At 63.3% G+C, this 7,857-nt stretch carries 6 protein-coding genes; 2 read left to right on the forward strand and 4 right to left on the reverse strand.

The features are described 5' to 3' along the window. On the forward strand, positions 1 to 1,125 hold a 1,125-nt coding region (locus EN932_RS23570), incomplete at its 5' end, for a HAMP domain-containing sensor histidine kinase (protein ID WP_164890587.1). Further along, positions 1,125 to 4,073 (forward strand): bifunctional [glutamine synthetase] adenylyltransferase/[glutamine synthetase]-adenylyl-L-tyrosine phosphorylase, encoded by a 2,949-nt coding sequence (locus EN932_RS23575; protein ID WP_127385318.1) that lies wholly within the window; start codon positions 1,125 to 1,127, stop codon positions 4,071 to 4,073. The genes EN932_RS23570 and EN932_RS23575, both read left to right, overlap by 1 nt. Positions 4,074 to 4,132: 59 nt before the next feature. On the opposite strand, the gene EN932_RS23580 is transcribed toward EN932_RS23575, so the two are convergent. The 4 genes from EN932_RS23580 to EN932_RS23595 all read right to left on the reverse strand — a co-directional run. Continuing rightward, on the reverse strand, positions 4,133 to 4,468 hold the full coding sequence (locus EN932_RS23580) for a hypothetical protein (protein WP_245465113.1): 336 nt from the start codon (positions 4,466 to 4,468) through the stop codon (positions 4,133 to 4,135). Between the two features lie 97 nt (positions 4,469 to 4,565). Beyond that, a complete protein-coding gene (locus tag EN932_RS23585) occupies positions 4,566 to 4,826 on the reverse strand; it encodes a type II toxin-antitoxin system prevent-host-death family antitoxin (protein WP_013532628.1) in 261 nt (86 codons plus the stop codon). Between the two features lie 107 nt (positions 4,827 to 4,933). Then, positions 4,934 to 7,255: a PAS domain-containing sensor histidine kinase gene (locus EN932_RS23590; RefSeq protein WP_063171742.1), complete on the reverse strand. Its 2,322-nt coding sequence runs from the start codon at positions 7,253 to 7,255 to the stop codon at positions 4,934 to 4,936. A 262-nt stretch (positions 7,256 to 7,517) separates the two neighbouring features. Beyond that, on the reverse strand, positions 7,518 to 7,857 hold a 340-nt coding region (locus EN932_RS23595), incomplete at its 5' end, for an aminopeptidase N C-terminal domain-containing protein (protein WP_128369106.1).

Below are 7,857 nucleotides of genomic sequence, written 5' to 3' on the forward strand. Positions count from 1 at the left end.
TCTTATCAGCGCTTTGGCGAGGGAGAGCTCGAGCGCCTGCGCAACCTTCCCGCCGAGCAGGGTACCACCACCCAATCCGAGCAGAACGATGCGCAGGCGCAGGGCGAAAAAGGCCACAACGCCATTGCGCTGGTGCTGCGGCTGCCGAACCAGATGATCATGCTGGTCGGCCGCGACCTTGGCGAGCCGGAACGGTTTCGTGCCGTCATCCGCCGTGCGCTGATGCTGGCGCTCGGCATGATGGGGCTGGGCGGATTGCTGATCTGGTTTTTTGTCGGCCGCGCTGCGCTGAAGCGCATCGACAGCGTGTCGGAAGCCAGCCGTCGCATCATGGGCGGCGATCTGTCGGGCAGGCTGCCGGTGACGGGGGTTGGCGACGAGTTCGACCGGCTCTCCGAAAATCTCAATGCCATGCTGGCCAGGATCGCCACGCTCAACGAAGGCTTGAAGCAGGTTTCCGACAACATCGCGCATGATCTGAAGACGCCGCTGACCCGGCTGCGCAACCGGGCCGAAGCGACGCTTTCGGGCAAGCAAAAGCCCACCGACTACCGGCAGGCGCTGGAAGGCACCATCGCCGAGTCGGACCAGTTGATAAAAACCTTCAACGCCATCCTGATGATCTCCCGGCTGGAGGCTGGCTACTCGTCTGAAAATACGAACCGCGTCGATCTTGCGGAAGCCGTACGCGATGTCGTCGAGCTCTATGAGCCGGTGGCGGAAGAGGCGGGCGTGTCGCTGGAAGCAGACGCGCACGAGGCGGTGTCCGTCAACGGCAACCGCGAACTGATCGGCCAGGCGCTGTCGAACATCGTCGACAACGCTATCAAATATTCGACCGGCGCCAATGCCCAGCCGGCGGTGCGCGTCACGCTCGAGCGAACCGGTGCGGACGTTCGCCTGTCGGTTGCCGACAATGGCCACGGCATTCCCGACGATGGCGACCGCGCGCGTGCCACGGAACGTTTCGTGCGGCTGGAGAAGAGCCGTTCGCAACCGGGTTCGGGTCTTGGCCTCAGCCTCGCCAAGGCCGTCATGACATTCCACAATGGCCGGCTTGAACTCTTGCCTGGCAATCCTGGATTATCCGTGGTCATGAGTTTCCCGGTTCGGGAGGATCACTGATGAGCACGGCTGCAAGAGCGAAAGATTGGCTGCTGAAGCCGGCGGCCAGGCTTGTTCCGCTGGACGAGGACCGTGCGCGGCTGGAACTGGCCGAGATCGCGTCCGCCGCACGCGAAGAAGGGGTGACGCGGCTGGCCAAGTTTCTGGCCGGCAAAGGGGAGGGCCAGGATTTCCTCGCCGCCGTCTTCGATCTGTCGCCGTTCCTGCGCGATACGGCACGTCGCCGGCCGCAAATCCTGGACGGGCTGTTCGAGCAGACAATCGAGGCTCGGCTGAAAGCGATCGGCGCCGCCATAGACCTGGCGCATTTGGCGGAGACCCTTTCGGAATCCGGCCTGATGATGGAGCTGCGCCAGTGGAAGTCGGAGGCGCATTTCCTCATCGCGCTGGCCGATCTTGCCGGCGAGGCCGAAACGGCGCTGACGGTCCGGCGGTTGAGCGACCTCGCTGACGCCTGTACCCGTGCCGCCGTCGACTTCCTGCTGCGCGACGCGCACGGCCAGGGCAAACTCAAACTGCCGGATGTCGACAACCCGTCGAAACAGTCGGGTTGGATCCTGCTCGGCATGGGCAAGCTCGGGGCACATGAGCTGAATTTTTCCTCGGACATCGATCTGGTGGTTTTCTTCGATCCGGAAGCACCGGCGGTCGTCGACCCGCTCGACGCCACCGAATTGTTTTCGCGGCTGACGCGCCGCCTGGTTCGCGTCCTGCAGGACCGCACCGAGCACGGATATGTCTTCCGCACCGATCTGAGGCTGCGCCCCGACCCCGGTTCGACACCGCTGGCGATCCCGGTTGAGGCGGCACTGCGCTACTATGAGGCGCGCGGCCAGAACTGGGAGCGCGCCGCCATGATCAAGGCACGTCCGGTAGCCGGCGATCTGGCCGCGGGCGCTGCCTTCCTCAAGGAGCTTCAGCCCTATATCTGGCGCAAATACATGGATTACGCGGCGATTGCCGACGTCCATTCGATCAAGCGCCAGATCCACGCCCACAAGGGCCATGGTGAGATCGCGGTCAAGGGCCACAACGTCAAGCTCGGGCGCGGCGGCATTCGCGAGATCGAATTCTTCGTCCAGACCCAGCAGCTTATCGCCGGCGGACGCTTCCCTGAACTGCGTGGCCGCGAGACCGTGCCGATGCTCGGCGAGCTTGCGACACGCGGCTGGATCACCATCGAGGCGCGCGATGCGCTCGCCCGCCAGTACTGGTTCTTGCGCCGCGTCGAACATGCCGTGCAGATGGTTGCCGACGAGCAGACCCACACGCTGCCGGAAGATGACGAAGGCTTGGAGCGCATCGCCCGCATGCTCGCCTTTGCCGATGCTTCTGCCTTTTCCCAGGCGTTTCGCGCCTCGCTGCAGCAGGTCGAACGCCACTACGCGGCACTGTTCGAAACAGCACCCGAACTGTCGACAGGCATCGGCAATCTCGTCTTCACCGGCGATGTCGACGATCCCGATACGCTGCAGACCTTGCACGGCCTCGGCTTCCAGCGGCCAAGCGACATCTGCCGCGTCATCCGAGGCTGGCATTTCGGTCGCTATCGCGTCACTCAGTCGGCGGAGGCGCGCGAGCGGCTGACGGAATTGACGCCGGCTCTGCTGCGCTCCTTCGGCCAGACGCGCCGGGCCGACGAAGCGCTGATGCGCTTCGACGAATTTCTCGCCGGCCTGCCGGCCGGCATCCAGCTGTTTTCCCTGCTGCAGTCCAATCCGGCCCTGCTCAAGCTCCTGGCAACGATCATGGGTGCGGCGCCCCGGCTGGCGGCGATCATCACCCGCCGGCCGCATGTCTTCGATGGTCTGCTCGACCCGGCCTTGCTGACGGAGCTACCGGACCGCGCCTATCTGTCGGCACGGCTTTCCGCCTTTGTCGAGGGCGACCGGCTTTATGAGGACGTGCTCGACCGGCTGCGCATTTTTGCTTCCGAGCAGAAATTCCTGATCGGCGTCCGGCTGCTCGCCGGCTCGATCGATCCGGCGCGCGCCGGCCGCGCCTTCTCCGATCTGGCGGATCTCACCATCGAGGCTGCGTTGCAGGCGGTGACGGCCGAATTCGCGGCGCGCCACGGCACCATTGCCGGCGGCGTGGTTGCGCTGCTCGGCATGGGCAAGCTCGGCAGCCGCGAGCTGACCGCCGGATCGGATGTCGACCTGATCCTGCTTTACGACCACGCGCCGGACGCCGAGGAGTCCGATGGCGACAAGCCGCTGGCGCCTTCGCATTACTACACCCGCATGACGCAGCGGCTGATCGCGGCCGTGTCGGCGCCGACGGCGGAGGGCGTGCTCTACGAACTCGACCTGCGCCTGCGGCCATCCGGAAACAAGGGTCCTGTGGCAACCCATATCGATGCCTTCAAGAAATACCAGCGCCAGGAGGCCTGGACCTGGGAGCACATGGCGTTGGCACGCGCCCGCGCCATTGCCGGTGACGCCAGCCTGTGCGGCGAGGTTGAAGCGGAAGTGGCGGCGGTGCTTGGTCAGCCGCGCGACGCCGCCAAGGTGATGGCCGAGGCCTCGGAGATGCGCGCTATGATCGAGAAGGAAAAGCCGCCGCGCGACCTGTGGGACATCAAGCTGATCCCCGGCGGCCTGATCGATCTCGAATTCATCGCCCAAGTGGCTGTCATCACCGGGCAGGTAGGCGCCGGGCCGCGCGTTACCGGTACCGCCGAAATCCTTTCGCGCCTGTCACCGGGCTTCGCCAATGCCGGGGCGAGGCAGGAGCTTTTCGACGCCTATGCGCTCTATCTGGCGCTGACCCAGATGACGCGGCTGTGCCTTACCGGAGCCTTCGAGCGCGACGACGTTCCGCCGGGGCTTTCGGATCTGCTTCTGGCGGTGACCGACCTGCCGGATTTCGGTGTGCTCGAAGCACATCTCAAGGAGACGTCGCAGAAGGTCAGGAAGGATTTCGACCTTTTGCTTCGTGCGGGATGACCGGGAAGCGATCGTCCCTTGGAATCGGGGACGTTTCGTGGTCCTCCAGTCTCATGCAGCTACTCTGTTCGCCGAATCTGCTGCAGCGCCCGGCTTGCGTGAGACTGCAAAATCCGGTCGCGCAGATAGGCATAGAAACGCGGCGGCAGCATGCCATAGTCGAATCGGGACGGTTTGCTCCCCGCGATAGGCCTGAGATGATCGGGACCCGGCCAGAGGAAATGATTGGTTTCGGTGACGACGATCCATGATGGCGTGTCATCGAGGCCGAGATAGGCCTTGAGGGGCGCAGGTATTTCTACTGCATCGGCAGGATCAGCTGGTGGCGAGTGTGTGACCGGAACGACCGTTATGACTTCACGGCCCTCCACGACCGCGCGGCGACAATGGCGCATGGTCGGTTTTTGCGACCTTCTTCGGCACCCTTTTCGTGTTCTCTCACCCAGAGGTAAGAATAGGAAATCACCAGACCCGGGATAGGTTTGGGCAGGCTCACGGTGTCCAGTCTTTGAGCATTGCATCAAGCCCGGCATATTCGCTCGATACGGCGCTTTCGGCGATGGCGTTAAGCGTCTCGTCGTCCAGCTCTTCCACAGGACGGGCGACCCGTCCCTTGACCAAGACCTCGAACATCGCCGCCGACAGGAGTACCGTGTGGGTCCGGCCATTCTTTGTGATTGCGACCGGCGCACGCTGGGCAGCATCCTGAAAACGCCCGACATTCTGCTGGAATTCCGTTGAAGTCACTCGCATGACAAGGCCTTTCTTTTTTATCCAAAATAGATAAAATAGATAACTTTGTCAAAGCGTTTCAGCTCGCGTCCACGAGGTGGATCAGGCCTGGGATGGTGATAAAAACTTCACGCTGCAACCTTGACGGCCAGCACGCTCTTCTTCACCGGAATGCGCACCGACACGATCGTGCCGACACCTTCGCTCGACCGGATCTTCAGCGCGCCGCCCTGAAGCTCGGCCAGCGAACGTGAGATGGCAAGGCCAAGGCCGGACCCGGCATGGCTCTTGGAGAACTGGTTCTGCACCTGTTCGAACGGCCGTCCGAGCTTTCCGAGCGCCTCCTTGGGGATGCCGCAGCCATTGTCCTCGATCGTCAGCACCAGCGCGCCGGATGTGTTGCGGGCCCTGACCGATATGTGGCCGCCCTGGCCGGTGAACTTCACCGCATTGGACAAAAGGTTGATGACGATCTGCTTGATCGCACGGCGATCGGCGACCAGCGTCAGCGCATCGGCAATGCGCGTTTCCACGGTGATGGCCTTTTGCGCCGCCTGCAGCGAAACGACGCGTACGGTTTCGCTGATCAGCGGGCCGAGGTCGATCTCTTCCCGGTCCAGAGAGAACTGGCCGGCCTCGATCTTGGACATGTCGAGAATATCGTTGATGACGCCCAGCAGGTACTTGCCGCTGCTGTTGATGTCGGTGGCATATTCCTCGTAGCGCTCCGATCCGAGCGGGCCGAACAGCCCTTGTTCCATCAGTTCGGAGAAGCCGATGATGGCGTTCAGCGGCGTGCGCAACTCATGCGACATGTTGGCCAGGAATTCGGATTTGGCCCGGTTCGCCGCTTCGGCCCGTTCGGTTTCCTTCATGTATTTGCGGTTGAGGTCGACCAGTTCGCGCGAACGCTCCTCTTCGGCCCGCCGCGCGAGGCTGAGATCATGGATCGTTGCCATCAGCCGTCGCTCACTGTCGACCAGCTTCTCCTGGTGCAGCTTGATCTGGGTGATGTCGGAACCGACCGAGACGATGCCGCCGTCCCGGGTCTTCAGTTCGTTGACCTGCAGCCAGCGGCCGTCGGCCAACTGCCGCTCGAAAGTGGCGCCGCCCTGCAGGCCGCTGGTGTGGGCAAGCCGCCTTTCGGAAGCAAAGGCCAGCATGCGTTCTTCCAGCGCCGCGCGCGCGGTGCCCGGCATCACGTCGCGGTCCGAAAGCCCGTTGTCCTGCTGGTATTTGGAATTGCACATGATCAGGCGCTGCGTCGAATCCCACAGCACGAAGGATTCGTTGATGTTCTCGATCGCCGTTCTGAGGCGAAGGTCGGCAGCCTCGGAACGCAGCGCCAGATGACGCTGTTCGGTGACGTCGACGGCGATGCCGATCAGCTGGATCTCCGGCGCTTCCGGATCGATGACCTGTGCCCGTGCGCGCATCCAGACCCATTGGCCATCGGCATGGCGCATGCGGAACACCTGATCGATGTGATCGATCTCGCGTGCGACGATTCTGTTGGCGAGCTCGAACAGGTCGCCGTCCTCGGGATGGATGATCTGATCGACCTCGCCGAAGGACAGCATCGTTTCGCAAGGCTTGTAGCCGAGCATGTCGTACATCGAGCGCGACCAGTACATCTTGCCGCGCACCATGTCCCAGTCCCACAGGCCGCAGCGGCCGCGAACCAGCGCCATGTCGATGCGCTGATGCGCTTCGAGGTAGATGCGGTCGGCCGCCTGCGCACGTGCCGCCTGGCCGAAATAGGCATAGAGGATGACGATCAGCACACCGGCCGTCAGCACGAACAGGGTGACGTTCAGCGAAACGGTCTTGCGCCAGGCATCGAAAACCGCGTCCTGTGGCACCAGGGCCGCCGATGCACCCTTTCCGCCATTCGCCAGGCTGACCGCGGCGTACCAATCCCGTCCGTCGATGTTGACGTCCATGACGCCCGCACGATCGCCGAACATGAACAAGGGCTGGCCGCCCTCGACGAGGCCGTCCAGCGAATGGCCCTGCCATGGCATCGAGCGTGGCGTCACCGCGACGATCTTGAAAGCGCTGTCGGTGATGACAAGCACATGGCTGCGGCCCATCGCGCCCTGACGGCTGGTGGTCTCCAGCAGATCCTGTATGGCGCCGGGCACCGTTTCCGAGGTGGTGGCGAGCGAACTGGCCAGCTGGCCCGCCGCCAGCGTCAGGATCGCCTTGGCATTGCGCTCGACATCGTCGCGCTCGTTCATCAGCGACAGCACGCGCAACGCCGCGATGACGATCAGGAAGGTGATGATGAGGACGGGTATTGATCGGCGCAGCAGCGGCTCGGCGGCCAGAAGCCGCCGGTAGGCCGGTTCGGCGATGAGTCGCGTATTCCCGGCAAGACCGTCGCCGCGCGTCTCACGATGCGCAAAAACCGTCCCTCCGGGCGCGCCCCACGCGTCCGCCTTCGCCATAAATGGCACTCCCCGAATTTGCCTATGCTGCTTGGTGATCCGGCAAACGCCGCACTTCCGAATCGTCAGTAAAGAATCAAAGGTGATTCGCCTTGTCCAGTGGTCCGGCGAAAAAAGATTAAAAATCGACTAAAATAATGGGCTTTCGCTGGCGCAGCGCCTAACGGAAGCCGCTGCTGTCAGGTCCTGGTTGAAATTCACCAGCTTGGCGGCGTGCACGGATCTCCCTTCTGCCACAACAAGGGGAGAAGAAAGAGAGCGGCTAAGCCAGCGTGCGCTCGACAATATCCCGCAGATCCGCCGACAGGTTTTCGGCGCCGGCGATCGAGAGCAGCGCTTCCCTGGCCTTCGCCTGCCGCAAGGGTTCGAGCGAACGCCAGGATCTGAGCGCCGTCGCCAGCCTTGCCGCCACTTGCGGGTTGCGCTTCTCAACCTCGAGGACGGTTTGAGCAAAGAACCAGTAGCCTTCGCCGTCGGCCCGGTGGAAGCCGGTCTGATTGGCGCTGGAGAAGGTGCCGATCAGCGAGCGCACCCGGTTCGGATTGCCCATCGAGAAGGCCGGGTGGTTGGTCAAGGCCTTCACGGTGTCGACGGTTTGCGGC

The sequence above is a fragment of the Mesorhizobium sp. M7A.F.Ca.US.002.01.1.1 genome, assembly GCF_004022955.1.
GTDB classification, from domain to species: Bacteria; Pseudomonadota; Alphaproteobacteria; order Rhizobiales; family Rhizobiaceae; genus Mesorhizobium; species Mesorhizobium ciceri.